Origin of the sequence: Winogradskyella sp. J14-2 (assembly GCF_001971725.1) — a bacterium.
Taxonomy (GTDB): Bacteria; Bacteroidota; Bacteroidia; order Flavobacteriales; family Flavobacteriaceae; genus Winogradskyella.
This window is the reverse complement of the sequence record NZ_CP019388.1, coordinates 1,355,198-1,375,973: the sequence shown is the minus strand read 5'-3', so window position 1 is coordinate 1,375,973 and position 20,776 is coordinate 1,355,198. Positions and strand designations below refer to the sequence as shown.

The 20,776-nt window shown below is 36.0% G+C and carries 15 protein-coding genes; 8 read left to right on the top strand and 7 right to left on the bottom strand.

The genetic code is table 11. From position 1 onward, the window contains the following. Positions 1-193 precede the first annotated feature (193 nt). Positions 194-2,878 (bottom strand): HYR domain-containing protein, encoded by a 2,685-nt coding sequence (locus tag BWZ20_RS15525; RefSeq protein ID WP_076617895.1) that lies wholly within the window; start codon positions 2,876-2,878, stop codon positions 194-196. Between the two features lie 551 nt (positions 2,879-3,429). Between BWZ20_RS15525 and BWZ20_RS06400 the strand changes: the two genes are divergently transcribed. Then, positions 3,430-4,233 carry a zinc-dependent peptidase gene (locus BWZ20_RS06400; protein ID WP_076617892.1) on the top strand — a complete coding sequence of 268 codons (804 nt, stop codon included), beginning with the start codon at positions 3,430-3,432 and terminating at the stop codon, positions 4,231-4,233. 49 nt (positions 4,234-4,282) lie between these two features. After that, the gene (locus BWZ20_RS06395) at positions 4,283-5,230 is read left to right on the top strand and encodes a UDP-glucuronic acid decarboxylase family protein (protein ID WP_076617888.1); all 948 of its coding nucleotides are present in this window, start codon (positions 4,283-4,285) and stop codon (positions 5,228-5,230) included. Positions 5,231-5,310: 80 nt separating this feature from the next. Here the strand turns inward: BWZ20_RS06395 and BWZ20_RS06390 are convergent, their stop codons facing one another. The 6 genes from BWZ20_RS06390 to BWZ20_RS06370 form a co-directional block, all read right to left on the bottom strand. Continuing rightward, a complete protein-coding gene (locus tag BWZ20_RS06390) occupies positions 5,311-5,877 on the bottom strand; it encodes a hypothetical protein (protein ID WP_076617885.1) in 567 nt (188 codons plus the stop codon). A gap of 91 nt (positions 5,878-5,968) precedes the next feature. Continuing rightward, entirely contained in the window at positions 5,969-7,027 is a 1,059-nt protein-coding gene (locus tag BWZ20_RS06385; protein ID WP_076617881.1) for a nucleotidyltransferase family protein, read from the bottom strand. A 28-nt stretch (positions 7,028-7,055) separates the two neighbouring features. Next, positions 7,056-8,189: a hypothetical protein gene (locus BWZ20_RS06380; protein WP_076617878.1), complete on the bottom strand. Its 1,134-nt coding sequence runs from the start codon at positions 8,187-8,189 to the stop codon at positions 7,056-7,058. A gap of 13 nt (positions 8,190-8,202) precedes the next feature. After that, positions 8,203-8,388 (bottom strand): hypothetical protein, encoded by a 186-nt coding sequence (locus BWZ20_RS15265; RefSeq protein WP_157358340.1) that lies wholly within the window; start codon positions 8,386-8,388, stop codon positions 8,203-8,205. 166 nt (positions 8,389-8,554) lie between these two features. Then, positions 8,555-10,801 (bottom strand): T9SS type A sorting domain-containing protein, encoded by a 2,247-nt coding sequence (locus tag BWZ20_RS06375; RefSeq protein WP_076617874.1) that lies wholly within the window; start codon positions 10,799-10,801, stop codon positions 8,555-8,557. Positions 10,802-10,971: 170 nt separating this feature from the next. Beyond that, positions 10,972-14,091 (bottom strand): beta strand repeat-containing protein, encoded by a 3,120-nt coding sequence (locus BWZ20_RS06370; protein ID WP_076617871.1) that lies wholly within the window; start codon positions 14,089-14,091, stop codon positions 10,972-10,974. 298 nt (positions 14,092-14,389) lie between these two features. Here BWZ20_RS06370 and BWZ20_RS06365 point away from each other — a divergent pair, with 298 nt between their 5' ends. The 6 genes from BWZ20_RS06365 to BWZ20_RS06340 are packed head-to-tail and all read left to right on the top strand — an operon-like array spanning position 14,390 to position 20,775. Next, on the top strand, positions 14,390-15,577 hold the full coding sequence (locus tag BWZ20_RS06365; RefSeq protein WP_076617868.1) for a UDP-N-acetylglucosamine 4,6-dehydratase: 1,188 nt from the start codon (positions 14,390-14,392) through the stop codon (positions 15,575-15,577). Between the two features lies 1 nt (position 15,578). Next, a complete protein-coding gene (locus BWZ20_RS06360) occupies positions 15,579-16,727 on the top strand; it encodes a LegC family aminotransferase (RefSeq protein WP_076617865.1) in 1,149 nt (382 codons plus the stop codon). Then, complete coding sequence (locus tag BWZ20_RS06355) at positions 16,724-17,620, top strand: methionyl-tRNA formyltransferase (RefSeq protein WP_076617862.1); 897 nt, start codon at positions 16,724-16,726, stop codon at positions 17,618-17,620. Before BWZ20_RS06360 ends, BWZ20_RS06355 begins: the two co-directional genes overlap by 4 nt. Then, positions 17,617-18,639 (top strand): N-acetylneuraminate synthase, encoded by a 1,023-nt coding sequence (neuB, locus tag BWZ20_RS06350; protein WP_076617860.1) that lies wholly within the window; start codon positions 17,617-17,619, stop codon positions 18,637-18,639. The genes BWZ20_RS06355 and neuB overlap by 4 nt, the downstream gene beginning before the upstream one ends. After that, positions 18,636-19,742 (top strand): UDP-N-acetylglucosamine 2-epimerase, encoded by a 1,107-nt coding sequence (gene neuC / locus BWZ20_RS06345; RefSeq protein ID WP_076617857.1) that lies wholly within the window; start codon positions 18,636-18,638, stop codon positions 19,740-19,742. Before neuB ends, neuC begins: the two co-directional genes overlap by 4 nt. Beyond that, a complete protein-coding gene (locus tag BWZ20_RS06340) occupies positions 19,729-20,775 on the top strand; it encodes a nucleotidyltransferase family protein (protein WP_076617854.1) in 1,047 nt (348 codons plus the stop codon). Before neuC ends, BWZ20_RS06340 begins: the two co-directional genes overlap by 14 nt. The last annotated feature ends 1 nt before the right edge of the window (position 20,776 follow it).

Here is a 20,776-nt window from a genome sequence, read left to right as displayed (position 1 = left end):
CCACAAGGTTTAGTTTCAATCTTAGTAGTTCATAAAAATAGAACACCTTTTTTCCATTAGTAGAGCGTCTACCTTATGATCAACTTATCTGTTAAAGTTTCATTTTTAAAATTAATTATAATAGGAAAATAGAAAAAAAAGAGACTGTCATTTAAACAGTCTCTTTTGGTCATTGATAAATTAGAAACTAATATTAATCCTTTCTAACTATTTGCTTTGTTATTTGCTCAGAACCCGAAACTATTTTTAGTAGATATGTTCCGGTTGATACGTCTTGTAAAGATATCTGAACGTTATTGTTTGATTGCGTATTAAAAGATTTAATTTGTCTACCGCTAAGATCAAATAGTGCTACAGAATCAATAGTTGAGTTTTCTATGTTAATATTTATAACATTATTTGAAGGGTTGGGATAAACATTAACTGTGTTATTATTAAGATATCCATCTTCTATACCGAGTGATGCGTCAACGGTTATTTCGAAAGTGCACTCAGATATGTTCCCCGAAGCGTCTTCAACGTTTACAGTGACTGCAGTAACTCCAGTATTTACAACAGAACCAGCAATAGGGTTTTGTGTAATTATAAGGTTATCTTCAGCTGTGCAATTATCGCTAGCAATAGAGGTGTAATCTTCAATTGTGTATGTCCCGTTAGATGCCGCATTGACAGTAAAGTCAGCAGGACAATTAATCGTAGGGTCTTGGTTATCGGTAATTACAACATCAAAGCTTTGGGTAATTGAATTTCCGGAAGTATCTGTAAGTGTAAAAGTATTTGTAGTGGTTCCGACAGGAAATTCACTTCCGCTAGGAAGACCTGCAGTTTGAATAGGACTAATTTCATAAGTAATAATAATTTCTCCGTCACCAGACCTAACACCAGCAGTATTTACTTGGTTTGTTCCGCTGTTAAAAGAACCGCCGCCACCGCCGCCACTTCCAACAACACCACCTTGGCCACCGCCAGCACCACCGCTGTAACCGCCACCACCGCCACCACCAGCAGCAGATGAAGAACCACCAGCACCACCACCACCAAAACCGCCTGGGATACCATCGTTTGTAAGGGTGGCACCACCAGCACCGCCATTAATAATAGCCTGCCCGCCTGTTGCTCCTAAAGCACCACCAGAGCGGTCTCCACCATTTGTCAATAAACCGGCTCCGCCGCCGCCGCCAAGACCACCAAAACTATCACCACCTGTGGCACCATTGCCGTTTGTTCCTGCAGTACCAGAGCACGGGTTGCATTCACCACCAATAGCTGCACCGCCGTTTTCTGTAAGCTGTCCATCACCGCCAAGTCCTCCTGGGTTTTGACTACCACCAGCAAAACCAGCACCGCGTCCGCCACCACCACCAGCAGCGATAAGGAGTGTTCCGGTTGCAACATCATTGCCTAAAATAACAAATGAACCGCCACCGCCACCGCCAGCAAAGTTACCGCCATCAGTTCCTTTTTGTCCGACCATTATTTGTAAAACTTGGCCAGGTGTTACGGCTAAATCACCAACTATATGAGCACCAAGACCTCCACTGGCCATACTACTAGAACCACCTTCGGCACCAAAAGCCGAAATATTCAATGACGTAACGCCAGGCGGTACGGTAAAAGTTTCAACTGTACCTGATGCTGTAAATATTATTTCTCCGCTTGCACAATTATCAGTGCCAGAAACTGAATAATTTACAATAGCCCCACAAGTATCATTAGTCGTATCTTGCAATATATCTGCTGGTACCGTAAGGATTGGATCTTCGTCATCGGTTATTATTACACTAAAACTACAAGATATTGTATTTCCTGAGCCATCAATAGTTTCAAAAGTATTAATAGTTTCTCCAATAGGAAAGTAAGAATTATTAGGTAGTCCTGCGGTTTGTGTAAGGATTGCATTGTAAGTAATAATAATTTCTCCGTCACCAGACCTAACACCAGCAGTATTTACTTGGTTTGTTCCGCTGTTAAAAGAACCGCCGCCACCGCCGCCACTTCCAACAACACCACCTTGGCCACCGCCAGCACCACCGCTGTAACCGCCACCACCGCCACCACCAGCAGCAGATGAAGAACCACCAGCACCACCACCACCAAAACCGCCTGGGATACCATCGTTTGTAAGGGTGGCACCACCAGCACCGCCATTAATAATAGCCTGCCCGCCTGTTGCTCCTAAAGCACCACCAGAGCGGTCTCCACCATTTGTCAATAAACCGGCTCCGCCGCCGCCGCCAAGACCACCAAAACTATCACCACCTGTGGCACCATTGCCGTTTGTTCCTGCAGTACCAGAGCACGGGTTGCATTCACCACCAATAGCTGCACCGCCGTTTTCTGTAAGCTGTCCATCACCGCCAAGCCCTCCTGGGTTTTGACTACCACCAGCAAAACCAGCACCGCGTCCGCCACCACCACCAGCAGCGATAAGGAGTGTTCCGGTTGCAACATCATTGCCTAAAATAACAAATGAACCGCCACCGCCACCGCCAGCAAAGTTACCGCCATCAGTTCCTTTTTGTCCGACCAATATTTGTAAAACTTGGCCAGGTGTTACGGCTAAATCACCAACTATATGAGCACCAAGACCTCCACTGGCCATACTACTAGAACCACCTTCGGCACCAAAAGCCGAAATATTCAATGACGTAACGCCTGGCGGTACGGTGAAGGTGTTGACACTACCAGTATATTCAAAAATTTCGGTAATTGTATCGTCTACAATGTAACTTACAGTAGCACCACACTGACCTTGATCTGTTGTTTGGTTTATAGTTTCAGGACAATTTAGAAGGTTTTGTGTCCCAGATTCTTGGGCTTGTATTCCTGAGCTTAAAGCTAGTAATACGACATAAATAATAGGTAAAAGTTGTTTCATAAGATTTAATTTAAATGGGGTTAAAATATTTTAATTAATGATTTTTTGTATTCTATCTAAGCTTACTGATAAGGGGGTTGTCTATTATAAATAATAGAAAAAACCTTCAGAAAGTATCTAGAAAGTAAAGTAAATGTGTTGGCTAGCTTTAGCTTTAATATTAATGAAATTTGCACATCTTTAATTTTTCCGTTTTCAGCATTTTGGTAAAACTAATATTTTGAAAGCCATTGAATTTGTAAATTTCCGACAAAATGCTCTTAAAAATGAGGATATCGTATTGTCATTATAAAACTTATCAAAAAGCTAAAAATTAAGCACTAGAATATTTGTTTAGAAACATTAGTAGGCATTATAAACCTATGTTAACTAGTTGTTGAAGTTTGCTAGGGTTTGCTATTTCTTGTATTAATTAGTCGAGCCTACCTCAGCATTTGGGTTTCTAAAAACGTATGAGTAATAGTTTGATTCTTTTTATTTCTATATTTGGTCAGTGATTTTATTATTTGGGAATTCAAAATCCAAGAACGTAACCTACTCTTAGACTAATTATGTTAATCATCTTTTTTGTTGGTTTTGCTGTTATAGTGGTGTATAGGTTTTATGTTTTTTTTGAATCTATGTATGGCTTAGAATACAATAAGCCTTTTTTTTTAAACCTTATAGTATTTAGAAAGAGGCTAACCAAAGATCAATTATCCATTTTAAATAATAAATTTCTTTTCTACAATAGACTCAATGAAAACGAGCAAGCTATTTTTAGACATAGACTTGCAGTATTTATGGAGAGTAAACAGTTTATAGGCAGGGAGGGTTTAACAGTAAACCAAGAGATGATTACACTAATTTCTGCAACAGCGGTAATGTTAACTTTTGGTTTTAGAAACTATCTTATAACGTTGATAGATAAGATTATTATTTACCCCAGAGAGTATTATTCAAAAATAAATGAAACCTACCATAGAGGAGAAACGAATCCGCAACTAAAAGCCATTGTTTTTTCTTGGCAAGATTTTAAGAAAGGATACCGCATAGGTGATGATAATTTAAACTTGGGCATACATGAGTTTGGGCATGCAATTCATTTAAACGCTTATAGCAATAAGGATATTAGCAGTGAGATTTTTAAACAGGGCTTTAGTAGATTAACGCGTTATTTGCAAGCCCATAAGCAGGTTAGAGATCACTTAACAACATCAAAATACTTTAGAGCATATGCGTACACCAATCAATTTGAATTTTTTGCTGTACTGCTAGAAAACTTTATTGAAACACCAGAGATGTTCAGAACTAATTACCCAGAGTTATATCAATACATGAAACGAATGTTGAACTTTAATTTTGCTGGATACTGAAGAGTAAGAAATAAGCATTATTTTTGAGGTACAAGTAATTAGTTAATAAATGAAGAGAATATTAGTAACAGGTGGCGCGGGTTTTGTTGGCTCACATCTTTGTGAACGTTTGTTAAACGAGGGGAATGAAGTAATCTGTTTAGATAATTATTTTACAGGTTCTAAACAAAATATTGAGCATCTTATGGATCATCATTATTTTGAATTGGTGAGACATGATATTACAAATCCATTTATGGCTGAAGTTGATGAAATATACAATTTTGCATGTCCAGCATCTCCTGTACATTATCAATACAACCCTATAAAAACTACCAAAACTTCAGTAATGGGTGCCATTAATATGTTAGGGTTGGCTAAACGCGTTAAAGCTAAAATATTGCAAGCCTCTACAAGCGAGGTTTATGGCGATCCTACTGTACATCCACAAAGAGAAACTTACTGGGGAAACGTAAACCCTATTGGTACACGTTCTTGCTATGATGAAGGCAAACGATGTGCTGAGACTTTATTTATGGACTATCATAAGGAAAATAAAGTAAAAATTAAGATAATACGCATATTTAATACATATGGTCCTAGGATGCACCCTCAAGATGGTAGAGTGGTATCTAATTTTATAGTACAAGCGCTAAAGGGTAAAAATATAACGGTATTTGGCGATGGCAGGCAAACCAGAAGTTTTCAATATGTCGATGACTTAATTGAAGGAACTGTTAGGATGATGGGTACTCGAGATGCTTTTATAGGCCCTGTTAATATTGGCAATCCAAAAGAGTTTACTATGCTTCAGCTGGCGGATCAAATCATTGATCTCACAGGCTCAAAGTCTAAGGTAGTGTACTTGCCACTTCCAGAAGATGATCCCATGCAGCGTCAACCAGATATAAGTTTGGCTCAAAAAGAACTAGATGGTTGGAAACCAAAAATAAATCTACAGGATGGGTTAAGAAGTACTATTGATTATTTTGACCAGTTATTGAGAGAAGGGCGTTAGTATTTTTAAATTGATTAACTAATAAAAAAAGTCTCTTTTAAAAGAGACTTTTTTTATTAGTTAATCTTGTACACGTTGTTTTACAATGCAAATACCGCTTGTATGTGTGTTTGATAATGATTGTTATCTAAACCACTTTCAGCATGGTCTAAAGCAAATTTTCCAATAATCTGTGCTCTTATTCCAAACGTTTGTCGTCTATTTAACCAAAATAAAACACCACCACCAAGATTTAAAGATATATTAGTTTCGTCTATATTAAAGAAACCAACACCTGCATTACCGTAAAAATCTATCCAATCTGCTGATGGAAAAATATGCTTACCAAAATAGTATTTTGCATGTGTGTCAAAAGAGTAATAGGTATAATCCTCTTGAAGTTCAAAATTATCGATCTTATCACCCTTCGCAAATGAATTTAAGGTAAAGGCTTGCTCAATTGATAAACCAGAAGTCCAACCCACCTCTACACCAAGTGAAATAGGCAAATTAATGGCCCAATCTGTCATCCCATTAATAGGAGACCGAGTTCCGGCGCTGTTAACAGCGTTAAGACCTACGCTTCCAAACCACTCAGCTGAATTTGACTGGCTGTATGAGTTTAAAGTTAGTGTAAAAAAGGCTGTTAGTATGAGTAATTTTTTCATAAAAAAAATTTATTTAAAAATCAAAGTTAAACTTTATGATTTAGAAAACAAATATAGGTACAAAGTTATTTAATATTAAATGTAAATATAATTATGTGCGTTTTAAAACAGAACTAATATAGGTTAAAATTCGCTTTCGGTCTTTAAATAAAGCCATTCTATATGCTTTATTACCTATTAAATAAGGAACTCTGCTCATTACTGTCCATGAAAAATCTAGAAGTTTTAAGAGTTTATTCCAAACCTTATAAAAACCAATATGATTTAATTTGTAGAAATAAAAACTTGTTGTGCTATTTGTATTTTTGTGTTTATTAGGAATATCACTAAAAAATAGACCTAATAAGTTGTAATACTTTCTAATTGTTTTAGAATTTTTTGGTAAATCTATATTTGCTTTGTTGTACAACACAATACAATCATAAGCCGATCTAAAATTTATACTGTTGTAAAGATTGCCTTTGTCATTAATCTGATAGTTTAGAATATTATGAAGTAATAAGTGTTTTGGTGAAGGAACGAAAATACCATTTACAATTGTTTTTGAAGATAGTACTTTTGGACTTTGTAATTCTTCGTTTTTATAGGTTACAAAAAGCTTTTTGTGCAATTCAACCGCACATATATATTTGTCTGTTTTTAATCTTGGTAAATGCTTGTGCTCAAAAAAATCGTTACCCAATGTCTGTTCTATAGGGTAATAACTATTGTTTTTTAAAATATTAAAGGCCAAGTCAAGGTGATCTTCGTTAACCAAAATATCGATATCTCCGAGCATGCGTTCTGCTATGTCACCATAATAACAGCAAGAGATTAATGCAGCACCTTTTAAGAATACATGTTCTATGTTATGAGCCTTTAACAACTCTGTTAGTGCGTGTACTTGAGATATTATTTGTGTGTTTCTGTTTCTGTTTAAAGAGGTAATTTCTTCTAGATACGAATCTAATTCTTTTGGTAAAACATACGTAAGTTGTTTCGATTTTAACCGACAGTAAATTGTTGGTAATACAAGATGTTTGCTGCCTTCAATGACTATATTATCCCAATTAAAATCTTTGTTGCCAAGTACTTTTTCTAATTCATCTTTAGAAGATCTAAAACTCAAAATATCAGCGATATATTGGTATGTGTTTGCTAAATTACCCATAAGATAAAATTAGTAACCACTAATATAATTAATGGTAGTTAAATTGCTCAAAACAATTCGCTATTTCTCTGGTTACACTTTCTGTATTGCTGTATGTGAGTTTATAAACGGGTGTTTGGGACAGCCAATCTAAAAACTGTTTTGCATGAAAAGGATTTGGAGATAACCAAGACTCAGGAATAAGAGTTTCTAGAGCTTCTTTTATTGATATGGATTCAAGTTTGGTTTTGCTTCTCTTTTTGTAATTCACCATAATAATAGCTTTACAAGGGTATTTATCATTTATGGGATTTTTGCAAGGTACATATTTAATGATGCCTTTGGTTTTATTAAAAACTGTGTTTGGGAAACTATCAAAATCACCAATCAATGGGCGTAACAATTCAAAAGATCCTTCCTTTATCGATACTGCAGATGGGTTGTGGTAAATGTTAAAATTAGAAGCGAGCATAGGTGAAACGTCATCCGCAACTAACTCAAAACCTTTGGTTGCCAATAAAGCACATAATGTACTTTTACCCTTGCCAGACGCTCCTATGAATAAAATAGAATGGTTTCCGTCGGCAATGGTTGAGCCATGAAAAGTTCCCAACCAATCCGATTCTTCTTTACTGTGCGCAAATGAAAGAAGTTCCATTGCAAACTTGCCTTGTATAAGATGGTAGTCGCGTTTAGGAACCATGCTTATCAATGTTTCATTTCTAAACAAACACAGTTGGTCATTTTCTACATAAATATTGTAGGTCGTATGTGGTGTAATGGGTTCTTTTATTTCTAAATGGGCGATACTTGGATGAATGGTTTTTTCTACTAATTCAGAATCAAAATTAACCTGAAACGCCTTGTCATTAAAAACGTATGTCTTGAATATATTAGATCTGGTAGCAATAAAATCGGCGCTCAATGTGGTATCATCATGCTGTGCCGTATTGCATTGCATTAAATAAGCTTGTAGATTATTGGCAACAGTATCAGCATCTAAACTAGAATCAACAGCGAATAGACCAGATTTAAATTTGTTAAGCGACGGAGCTTGAAGATACATGTATAGCAAATGTTTAAAATCCCTATCTACTATACTGTAACTATTAGACTCTTTATACCAAAGCACCCAGTAATGACCAAACAAATATTGATATGTTGGCGCTAAGTTGTTTTTCAATGTATGTTACAAATTAATCAAAAGGGTTACCTCCTGGATCTGGAGGTGAAGAGGACTGTGCTTTGAGTGGATTTAAAATCACAAATGTTCCAACAGCAGTTAAAGCTGCATATTTGCCCATTTTTTTAATAGCGTCTTTACGAGTGATTTTATCGGTATGGTTATCTTTTTTCATGGCCAAGCCTAGATTTCGGTTCAAAAATAATAAAATAATTTATTTATCAATAAAAAATGTAAAAAGGTTTATTCAAACTAATGTTTAAAAGTAAGGTTTTTCAATTCAATTAGTATACTCAAATAGAAATAAAATCAAAAAACCTTTCACCTTTGCTAAACTTACGAAAATTACAGTGTTTTAGTTTTTACTATTTCAAAATAACTTTTTCAGTTTTAACGGCATTACCATTAACGAGCTTCACAATATACACGCCTGTATGTAAGTTGCTGGCATCGATAGTCTGTAATGTTGAGTCAGATACTAACGGTCTCGCAGTAACCAAACGTCCTTGTATATCATATACATTAGCAGAGGTCCCTTCGGTTAGCTGTCCTGCGATACTGATAGTTCTGTTGGTCTGGTTGCCATAGATTGAAATACCATCAAAAATAGCATCTGTTGTAGACAATGCACTATTAGAGAACCTTAAGTAAAAACGTCCCGTACCATTTAAATCCTCAGAAGGCGTTAATACATAATCAGCAGCGTTTAATAGTGTAGAGGTGCTGGTTAGTGTATCGTCCAAATACACTTCAATAGAGGCTGGCATTGTGTTTTCAGCAATGCTAAAAGTCAACTGCTCACCCATATTAGCATTAACACCCAGTGCAATAGTGGTGTCGTTATAATCTGTTTTTCCAATGGCCTGCGTTGCAAACGGCACGTCCATATTCTCTTCTACTAAGTGTGAAAACAAGGAAAAAGCTGGTGCCACACCACCAAGCAGACTAGCATCGTAACCAGGGTCTAAACCTAAGCCGCTAGAGGCCGTAAAATATACCTTAGTGATAAAATTGTCTGTAGCATTACTTAAATTGATATTAACGTTCGATATAGCCGATCTACCTGCAATAAAGTCGTCATCGGTAGATATAATACGCATATCTGGAGTGCTTGTTGTAAACTGAAGGTTGCCACCAACAACACTAGAAGCTACAAAGAACCCTTGACCAGGGGCAATGTTTAGTGTATTGTTTTCTATGGCACTGATAATCGTGTAATCATCAGCAGAAGTACCGTTAGTACTGTCATTATAACCATAAATCACCACGGCACTCGGATCTAAAACCGCAGCATTTTGAGTTAAAAAAGCTTGGGCATCCAAGTAAGAAGGGAACGGGTTACCTACCAAATTAAGAATACTTGCTGAACCTTGGTTTATAGCAACCTCTACCAAACCAGTATTTACAGTACCTTCAAAAGATACTAAATTTGAACCGGCAACAGGATCAATACCGCTACGGTAACCAACACCTGCGGTAAGTGGTGTAGTATCAGTTTCATCCCAAAGCTCATACGGTTCCGTAGCATTATCATTGTCAAAACCACCGAAAAGAACATCTGTGCCTGAAGGATTGGCTAAAATATTGGTGTTGTTCCCTATAAAAGTATTGAATTGTTGACCAGAAACAGGTGCGCTAATTAAGTCATTACCGTTAATAGGTCCATTATCATTAACATAACGATTATAGATTACAGTACCCGTAACCGTTCCTACTGGTATAAGACTAGAGTAACTATTTGAAACAGATTCTAAAGTTAGAGCATCCGCCACATTGAGGTTAACACCTGAATTTATTGTTAAAGCCGCTCCTGGACTTACAGTGACGAGTTTTGCATTAGTATTTGTTGAAATGATAGCATTATCTGACGTTATTAAAAATATATCATTTAGAGTAGATGTACCGTTGGGATCACTTGGAGACCAAGAACTGTTATAGGTATATGTGGTAGACTCTCGGTATAACTCTGATGTTGTAAAGGTAATATCACTAGTTCCTGGATTGCCTGTGGGTAATCCATTTCCATAGCCTTCATCTGATCTAAATACTCCACCACCACCAAAACCATCAAGATAGGTAACAACAAATGTAAATTCAATGGCGTCACTGACACCAATACCAATATCTGCCTTTGAAAAGCTCATCGTGAAGCTAGTTTCGGTATTACTAGTTGGGTTTCCAACACCCGATATAAAAGGAAACGAAGCGTTATTAACCAATTCCCATAGTCCACCAAAAGAGGTGTTCACAGCAATAGCAAAATCAGCTTCCATTCCCACAGGAAAATTTACTGTAGAGCGTGTAGCACCAGCAAAAGTACCAGCACCATTTATGGCTCTGCGTAACTTGTCACCATTATCTGGGTCAGCAAAATCCACCGTAGAACTAAACCCACCTGTTCTGCTATCGATATAGATAACCATTTCGTTGTCAAAAGTGCCTGGACCTCGATTAAACGTAATGGTGATGTCTGTTCCGTTGTCTGTAATAGTCATATTGCTACCACCAACTGCTCCTCCAAAACCAGAATTACCATTACCATTATAGGTAACTTGAGCAAAAGAAGTAAGTGCGCAAAACAAAAATGAAATAAAAATGTAAAACTGTCTCATAAGCTTATTATAGATGTGATATTATGATAATTAGATAAAACCAAATATAGTTTTTTTTTCAGATTTAATACATCTTACTGATCTAAAGTTCATAGATCGGTATTTCTAAAACAATAAAAAAACGCACCCAATACTGAGTGCGTTTTATTATTAATGAGAATTTTTTCTCTTTATTTCAATATAATTTTTTCAGCTTTAACGACATTGCCATTAACGAGCTTCACAATATACACGCCTGTATGTAAGTTGCTGGCATCAATAGTCTGTAATGTTGAGTCAGATACTAACGGTCTCGCAGTAACTAAACGTCCTTGTATATCATATACATTAGCAGAGGTCCCTTCGGTTAGCTGTCCTGCGATACTGATAGTTCTGTTGGTCTGGTTGCCATAGATTGAAATACCATCAAAAATAGCATCTGTTGTAGACAATGCACTATTAGAGAACCTTAAGTAAAAACGTCCCGTACCATTTAAATCCTCAGAAGGGGTTAAGACATAATCAGCAGCGTTTAATAGAGTAGAGGTGCTGGTTAGTGTATCGTCCAAATACACTTCAATAGAGGCTGGCATTGTGTTTTCAGCAATGCTAAAAGTCAACTGCTCACCCATATTAGCATTAACACCCAGTGCAATAGTTGTGTCGTTATAATCTGTTTTTCCAATGGCCTGCGTTGCAAACGGCACGTCCATATTCTCTTCTACTAAGTGTGAAAACAAGGAAAAAGCTGGTGCCACACCACCAAGCAGACTAGCATCGTAACCAGGGTCTAAACCTAAGCCACTAGAGGCTGTAAAATATACCTTAGTGATAAAATTGTCTGTAGCATTACTTAAATTGATATTAACGTTCGATATAGCCGATCTACCAGCAATAAAGTCGTCATCGGTAGATATAATACGCATATCTGGAGTGCTTGTTGTAAACTGAAGGTTGCCACCAACAACATTAGAAGCTACAAAGAACCCTTGACCAGGGGCAATGTTTAGTGTATTGTTTTCTATGGCACTGATAATCGTGTAATCATCAGCAGAAGTACCGTCAGTACTGTCATTATAACCATAAATCACCACGGCACTCGGATCTAAAACCGCAGCATTTTGAGTTAAAAAAGCTTGGGCATCCAAGTAAGAAGGGAACGGGTTACCTACCAAATTAAGAATACTTGCTGAACCTTGGTTTATAGCAACCTCTACCAAACCAGTATTTACAGTACCTTCAAAAGATACGAGGTTAGTAGGAGCCCCAACCTCAATACCTGTGCGGTATCCGATACCAGCAGTAAGTGGTGTGGTGTCAGTGTCGTTCCATAGTTCATATGGTGCGCTGGCATTATCATTGTCAAAACCACCGAATAGAACCTCTGGTCCACTTGGATTTGTTAATATGTTGGTATTGTTGCCAATAAAGACATCAAAATTTTGTCCGCTTAAAGGAGCACTAATTAAGTCGTTACCATTTACAGCATTATTTGTGTTTATGTAACGGTTATATGTTACAGTACCTGTTATAGTTCCATCAGAAATTAAGCTGGAGAAGGTTGTTGATGTGGATTCTAAATTAAGACTGTTAACAGTTAAAGTGTTACCAGTTTCAACATCTAAACCTGCCCCTGGACTAACAACCACATCATTAAGATTAACATCTGTAGTGAAAATAGCAACACCATCAACAACAATAGCGTTTGATGCTCCTGTTGTGTTATCAGGATTTGTAGGATACCAAGAACCGTTAGAATATGCATAACCGTTATAGATACCCTCAACTTTAAAGTTGTCAAAAGCCAAATCTTCACCACCAGAATCTACCGAAACTGTAATTCTTAAGTCTAAACTAGAACCGATAGGAATTGATTTTTCAAACTCTTGAAATGTGTCTGAAAGTTCTAAGCCATCTCCTGTACCATCAAAATCGGTATCCTCAAAAAAATTGTTATTAAAACCTCCAGTATTTTCAAAAGCTAATAAATTCATCCAGCCACCATTATCAATTTGATACTCAACCAAGACAAAGTCTGACTCATCAATACCACCACCATTAGAAGCAAAAGAACCTTTAAAGGATAATGTCGTGAATTCACTGATATCAATTCCTGTCCATGTTAGTTGACTTGGCGCAGCACTATTTGTCCATCCTCCATCATCAATGTCTTGAGAGGCGTGGAAGGTTCCGTCTATATTAGTGTAGGATTGGTTGATGTTTAAACCATCAGTTATCTGAAAATAATCTGCAGTTCCGTCATTACCCTCACCACCAATAGTTACTGTATAGAGGTTATTGTTATTGAAAGGCTCGTGCCAAAAAGCCACCGCTGGATTTGGATCATTTTCCTCTATTGTTAACTCAAATGTAGATTGCGTACCTAAAGTTGCGTTATTCCCACCAGTTACGCCTGTAATGGTGAATATTAAGGTTTCATCTCCTTCAAAAACAGTGTCATCAGTAACTGTTATAGTTACAGTTTCATCGGTAGAAGAACCAGCAGGAAACGTAACAGTCTGTGTTGTATATCCGTTAATGTCTGCGTTATCACCTATGATTAATTCTACATCAAAAGAGGTAGCATTGGTGCCGTCTGGATTTGTAATCGAAAAAATTAAATCGGTTGTTCCTACTCCTTCAGATACAGATGCTGAAGCTGTTGCAAATTCTACAGAAGTGCTTGGTGAACCACCAGAAAAAGTAAATGCAGTTGTATCAAATGTCTGTGCAGAACCTGATGTAGCCCAATTTCCACTGTCATATATTAATGATAAATAAGTAGCTTTATCTTGCCCTGTTCTAGTTCCAGTGTAAATTCCATTATCTCCTCCATAATAAATTGCTGTAGTGCCTAGTGTTAATCCAGAGCCAGTTAATGTTCCGGCATCACCACCGTCTTCACCAGCAAAGCCAAGTAAAGTATATGTCCCTGTGTTGTAAGTATTGGTAGAAGTTTGATACAAAAACACTCCATCACCACTATTACTTAAAGCAAAACTACCTGCTTGTAGATTTACAGAACCACCTGCAGTTGTTCCAGTCGTTGTAATAGTAATAACAGTACCAGCAGTAATTGATGGTGTTAACCATTCATAAAAACCTTCACCAGTATTAAAAGCGTTACCGCTCCACTCATCATCAGTAAAGAAAACGGATTCTCCAGCAGGAATATCTTCCAGCGCAACCACTAGAATCTCTTCGTTATCAACGCTAACTCCGATGATAGCTAAATCACCCTGTGATAGAGTCTGCCCAAACCCAAAACCAGTAAATAAAATAGCAACTAAAAATGTGTAAAAATGTTTCATATGTCTAAGAAATATGTTGTTTATCGATAAAAATTAGTGCAGGCTAAAAACACTACAGTAGAAAGGGATTGCAAATATAGTAAAACATTATATCTACCCTATATTTAGATATTAACAAAGCGTTAATAGTATTTTATGGTGTTATTAATAGTTAGCTTATTATTGAATTAGGTTTTTATTGGTGCTGGTGTTTTTATTACAGTAAAGCTGTTGTTTTCTTTAATTTAAAGTTTGCTTTGTTATGAGGTTTGGGGAATTAGTTTAGTTTTGTTGGGTGTAATTGATAATAAGTACAGAGATGGAAATTCTACCTCTAATAGGAAGAGAAGCAGAATTATTTGTTGAAGATATTGCCAAGCATAGTGATGATTTAAATAAAATTGTCAGTTCTTCAACATTTTTGGTAATTGGTGGTGCTGGTTCAATTGGTCAGGCTGTTACGACCGAGATTTTTAAAAGAAACCCCAAAAAACTTCATGTTGTTGATATTAGCGAAAACAATCTGGTAGAATTGGTTAGAGATCTGCGCAGTTCTGTAGGTTATATTTCGGGTGAATTTAAAACCTTTGCTTTAGATTGTGGGTCAGATATATATGATGCCTTTATAAAGTCTGATGGTAAATACGATTACGTTCTAAATTTGTCAGCATTAAAGCATGTGCGTAGCGAGAAAGATTCATTCACTCTAATGCGTATGGTCGATGTTAACATTTTCAATACCATTAAAACCATAGAACATGCTGTTGTAGGTAAGGCAAAAAAATATTTCTGCGTCTCTACCGATAAGGCAGCCAACCCGGTAAATATGATGGGTGCGTCTAAAAGGATTATGGAAATGTTTTTAATGCAAAAAAGCCAGGATATTTGTATATCTACAGCACGTTTTGCAAATGTGGCGTTTTCTGATGGTTCTCTACTTCATGGATTTAATCAGCGTATGTTAAAACAGCAACCTATAGTAGCACCAAGTGATATTAGACGTTATTTCGTTATTCCTAAAGAAGCAGGTGAATTATGTTTAATGTCAACGATTTTTGGAGATAATAGAGATATATTTTTTCCAAAGTTAAATGAAGGTTTGCATCTAATTACATTTGCAGACATAGCAGAGCGTTATTTAAGGCAGCGAGGTTATGAGCCTATAATTGTATATTCGGAAGATGAGGCAAGAGCTAAAGTGAAGGAGCTTTCTCGTCAGAAAAAATGGCCATGCTTATTTGTGAAAAGTGATACTACAGGCGAAAAAGACTTTGAAGAGTTTTTTACAGCATCAGAAACCTTAGATATGAGTCGTTTTAAGAGTTTAGGAATTATAAAAAATTCTCTAAACATTGAAGCTGATAAACTAGAATTTTTTGAAAACACTATTTTAAGCCTGCGAAAGCATGGCAGTTGGGAGAAACAGCAACTAGTGGATGTATTCAATAAAATGATTCCAAACTTCAATCATAAAGAAACCGGAAAGTATTTAGAGGCCAAAATGTAATATGAGAGACCTTTATTTAAACCAAACCATTTGTTTTATTCAAGAAACGTTTCAAACAACAGATTTTATCCCTTTACATGTGCCGCATTTTTCAGGTAATGAAAAACGGTATCTTAACGAATGTATAGACACTACCTTTGTGTCTTCTGTGGGTAAATTTGTAGATCAGTTTGAAGAACAAATAGCAACTACAGCGCAAACTAATCGTGCCGTTGCTGTGGTTAACGGTACTGCAGGCATACAAGTGGCGCTGCACTTAGTAGGTGTGCGTGCAGGTGATGAGGTGCTCACTCAAGCATTAACTTTTGTGGCTACAGCAAATGCTATACTATACAATAATGCGCATCCTGTCTTTTTAGATGTTGATTTAGATACTATGGGTTTATCTCCAAATGCGGTTTCAGACTTTTTAGAAGAACATGGAGACCTGCGTGAAGATGGTTGCTATAATAAATCAACAGGACGTAAAATAAGTGCTTGTTTACCTATGCATACCTTTGGTTTTCCGGTACATTTAGATGAGCTTATAGTGGTTTGCAATAAATGGAATATCCCTATTGTAGAAGATGCTGCAGAATCTTTAGGTAGCCTTTATAAGGGTAAACCTACCGGAAGTTTTGGTGAATTGGGTGTGTTTTCTTTTAATGGAAACAAAATAGCCACTTCTGGTGGTGGTGGTGCCATTGTTACCAACAATAAAGCACTTGCAGACCAAGGAAAGTATCTCACTACCACTGCAAAGCAACCGCATGCTTATGAGTATTATCATGACACTTTAGGGTATAATTACAGAATGCCTAATGTCAATGCAGCTTTGGCATGTGCGCAATTGGAGCAATTGCAAGGTTTTTTAAAGAAAAAAAGAAAATTAGCATCAAGTTATAAAGCATATTTTAGTACAAAAGGCATTGTTTTTAGAACAGAAACACAAGATACAAAAGCCAATTACTGGTTAATGTGTGTTGAGTTAGCAAACAAAGAAGAACGTAATCTGTTTTTAGAGACTACAAATGCTCAAGGTGTTATGACCAGACCTATATGGCAACTAATGTTTAGATTGCCAATGTATAAGGATTGTACAAGAGACAGTCAAAAAAATGCTATATTTTTGGAAGAACGAATTGTTAATATACCAAGTAGTGTTATATGAGTCAAAAGAAGTTAAGAATTGGTTATTTTGCTGATGGACCATGGTCACATAGAGCTTTTGAAATAATCAATAATGATGATAGATTCGATATTCAGTTTATTGTACCTAGAACAGATACAACAGACATGGTGTTGTCTGATTTTTCTAAGAAATATAATATAGATTATTTTAAATTAGATAATGTTAATTCACCTTCTAGTTTAGAAAAGATTAAAACATACGATTGCGATGTTTTAGTGTCAATGAGTTTTAATCAGATTTTCAGAAAAGGCATAATTAATCTAACACCAAAAGGTATTATTAATTGTCATGCAGGTAAATTACCTTTTTATAGAGGGAGAAATATCTTGAATTGGGCGCTTATTAATGATGAAAAAGAATTTGGTATCACAGTACATTTTGTTGATGAAGGTATAGATACAGGAGATATTATTCTGCAAGATACTTTCCCTATAACGGATGAAGATGATTACGCTTCTCTTTTAGAAGTAGCATTTGTAGAATGTTCTCGTTTGTTATACGATGCTTTAGTGAAAATAGCAGAAAATGATTATGAACGCATAGATCAAAAGACCATTCATCCTGTTGGTTTTTATTGCGGAAGAAGAGGTGTTGGTGACGAAATTATTAATTGGAATGACACTTCAAGAAACTTATTTAACTTCATACGTTCAATATCTACACCAGGTCCAATAGCAAGAACTGTCAATAACTCGCAAGAAATAAAAATCAATAAGTCAAGGTTAATTCCTGATGTCCCAAATTATATTGGTACCGTTGGCCAAGTGCTTAGTAAAACAGAATCAGGATTTTTGGTAAAAACTAAAGACTCTTTTATTGAAATATTAGATGTAGATGGAAAAATAAGAGTAGGTGATAAATTAGGAAAATGAGTAAAGTAATTATAATTGCTGAGGCAGGAGTAAATCATAATGGAGATATAAGTTTAGCGAAAAAGCTAATTGATGCAGCTGTTGATGCCAAGGTAGACTATGTAAAGTTTCAAAGTTTCAAAGCAGATAAGTTAGCAAGCCCTGATGCTAGTAAAGCCGTTTATCAAGCAAAAAATATGCAGGATAGTGATAACTCACAATACAATATGCTTAAGAGTCTTGAAATTAATCATCAAGATCACTTAGATTTAATTGCTTATTGTAAAGGAAAGAATATTAAATTCTTGTCAAGTGCTTTTGATGCTGAGGGTGTTAAATATTTAGATGATCTAGGCTTAGATATATTTAAAGTACCAAGCGGAGAAATTACAAACTATCCTTATTTAAAAGCTATTGCAAAAACAAACAAGTTAGCGATTTTGTCAACCGGAATGGCTGATATAGAAGAAATAAAGGTAGCGCTAGAAGTGCTTCAAAATAATGGTGTAAAAAAAGAGAATGTCATAATTTTACACTGTAACACGGAGTACCCAACTCCTATGGAAGATGTAAATCTTAAAGCAATGCTTACTATCGAAAAGGAACTAGGTGTTACTGTAGGTTATTCAGACCATACATTGGGTATTGAGGTGCCTGTAGCAGCAGTTGCTCTAGGGGCAAAAGTTATAGAAAAACACTTTACGTTAGATAAGACCATGTCTGGGCCAGACCATAAAGCATCGTTAGAGCCTAATGAATTAAAAGAAATGGTCAAAGCCATAAGAAATATAGAGAAGGCAATGTCAGGTAATGGCAAAAAAGAGCCATCAAAAAGTGAGCAAAAAAATATTAGTATAGCTAGAAAGAGCCTACATATGGCAAAAGATATGGTTGCTGGTGATGTTATTTCAGAATCAGACCTATTGCCTTTACGTCCTGGAGACGGTATTTCGCCAATGCGATGGAATGACATTGTGGGTAAAACACTCGCAAAAGATGTTAAAAAGTTTGACAAATTAACCTGGTCCGATATTGTATGAAAATAGGTGTCCTAACAAGCTCTAGAGCAGATTACGGAATTTATCTACCATTATTAAAACAATTAGAGATAGATCCTTTTTTCCAAATGGAGATTATTGCCTTTGGTACACATTTGTCAAAATTACATGGATACACGTTAAGCGATATTAAGAAAGATGGTTTTAAAACGATTCATACAATTTCTTCCTTAGAGGCTGACGATAGCCAATATGGCATTACCAAATCTTATGGAAATACAGTTTTAAAGTTTGCTGATTTTTGGAAAACACATACGTTCGATTTGGTCTTCTGTTTGGGCGATAGATTTGAGATGAGTGCCGCAGTTCAAGCAAGTATTCCTTACGGAGTGCCCATGGCTCATATACATGGAGGGGAAACTACTTTAGGTGCTATAGATAATATATATAGGCATCAATTAACACTAGCTTCAAAGTTACACTTTGTTGCTACATTAGATTATAAGAAAAAAGTACAACAGCTTATTGAGAGTGCAGATAGTTTTAACGTAGGAGCATTAAGCTTAGATGGTATTAAGGACTTTATACCTGTTGAAAGACAAAAGATATTCGGCGAATTTAATATTAAGGACGCACCCTTTGCGTTGGTTACATTTCATCCAGAGACTGTTGCTGTAGAGCGTAATAATGAGTATGCTTCGCAAATGCGAATCGCTTTGGAAGCTTTAACAAGCGAATTACAGATTGTGGTTACAATGCCAAATGCAGACACCTTAGGTGGTGTGTATAGAAATGAGATTAACAAACTCAAAGAAAATGTTCCTGATAAGGTGGTCTTGGTTGAAAATTTTGGAAAGGCAAATTATTTTTCAGCAATGCATTATTCAACCCTATTAATAGGAAATACGTCTAGCGGAATTATTGAAGCTGCATCTTTCAAAAAATATGTGGTCAATGTTGGGGATAGGCAAAAAGGAAGGGCACAGAGTAAAAATACCTTTGATGTAGATTTTAATGCGGTAAATATTGTAAATAAAGTAAAGGAAGTTTTAAGCTTACCTGCTTATTCAGGTGAAAACACGTATTATAACGAAAACACAGCTAATACGATTATAAAAATAATTAAAGAGCATGATAAACTATAGAGAGCATTTAGTTCTTAATAAAACAACCATACGCGAAGCTTTGGCAAAATTAGACGTTTTGGCAGCTAATGCTGTTGTTTTTGTTGTAGATGATTCAGATAAACTTATAGGCTCATTAACAGATGGTGATGTGCGTAGAGGTTTGCTTAAAGGAGTTAACATAGATGAGTCTGTAGAAGCTATAATACAAGATAATCCTAAATTTATAAGAAAAGACGAAAGAGATATACTTCAAATTATAGAGTTTAGAGAACGAAACTTTAAAATTATACCAGTTTTAGATAAAGACGATAGAGTTATTAATATCGTTAATTTTAGATTTATGCGTTCATACTTGCCTGTAGATGCCGTTATTATGGCAGGAGGCAGAGGGCAACGATTAAGACCACTCACAGATACAACCCCAAAACCGCTTCTTAATGTAGGAGGTAAACCCATTATGGAGCACAATGTAGACCGTTTAGCACTTTACGGTATAGACGATTTTTGGTTTTCTGTAAGATATTTAGGTGAGCAGATAGAAGATTACTTTAGTGATGGTAGTGAAAAGAACTGTGCTATTAGTTACGTTTGGGAAGATGAGCCTCTAGGTACCATTGGTTCCGTTTCTAAAATCAAAGATTTTAAGCATAATCATGTTTTAATATCCAATTCAGATGTGTTAACCAATTTAGATTACGAAGCATTTTACTTAGATTTTATAAAGCAAGATGCGGATTTGGCTGTAGTTACAATACCTTACAATGTAAGTATACCTTATGCTGTATTAGAGACATCTAATAATCATATTATAGATTTTAAAGAAAAACCAACCTATACCTATTATTCTAATGGTGGTATTTATTTAATGAAAAAAGAAGTACTAGACGTCATTCCTAAAAATGTATTTTTTAACGCCACGGATTTAATGGAAAAACTTATAGAAATGAACAAAAAAGTAATTTCTTTTCCATTAATTGGGTATTGGCTAGACGTGGGTAAGCACGAAGATTTTGAAAAAGCACAAATAGATATTAACACCATAAAATTCTAAT